At 47.5% G+C, this 570-nt stretch carries 1 protein-coding gene; it reads right to left on the reverse strand.

What is annotated here, in order from left to right; translation table 11 throughout:
* Positions 1-345 precede the first annotated feature (345 nt).
* Positions 346-570, reverse strand: a 225-nt coding sequence (locus O0S10_RS10475) for a hypothetical protein (protein WP_268925830.1), incomplete at its 5' end; no start/stop codon positions are given.

The following is a 570-nucleotide window of genomic DNA, read 5'->3' on the forward strand; positions in this document are numbered from 1 at the left end:
CGCTTACGGAACAACACGGAAAGAATAAGGAAGCGGGAAACACCAGTCGAAATGTTTTCGGGGTTTTTTTGCTTTGGTTTCGCTTGGAGCAACCACGGAATATCACGGAAAGGGTAAGGGTGCGGGTATCTCCAGTCAATTAATACACAGATTCTTTCCGTGTATTCCGTAAGCCGCAAAGCGGCGGTATTCCGTGTTTTTTTCAGTGGAATTCCGTGTATTCAGTGTTTTCCGTGGTTACTCCAAGCAAAACCACACGCAAAAAAAGCCCCCGAAAAACCACCACAGACTACCACTCATCCCGCGGCCTTACCGAAAAACACTTTTTTTACCCGGTACCTCTCCTTATCCCCTCCCTCCTGAAAAACACACAAAAAATCTGCAAAAATCTCTCTTCATAGTTTCGGAATCCCCATATAATAGACGGAGCAGTGCAAAAAAAGCGTCCGGACACCGCACCTCTAACAACAAAAAAACCAAAAGAGACATCACCACCATGCCACTCGACTTCACCCCGACTGCAATCGTGAAGAGCGCAAAGCGCACCTTCACCGCACCGATCACCTCTGC

It is taken from the genome of Methanocorpusculum petauri (assembly GCF_026891975.1).
Taxonomy (GTDB): Archaea; Halobacteriota; Methanomicrobia; order Methanomicrobiales; family Methanocorpusculaceae; genus Methanocorpusculum; species Methanocorpusculum petauri.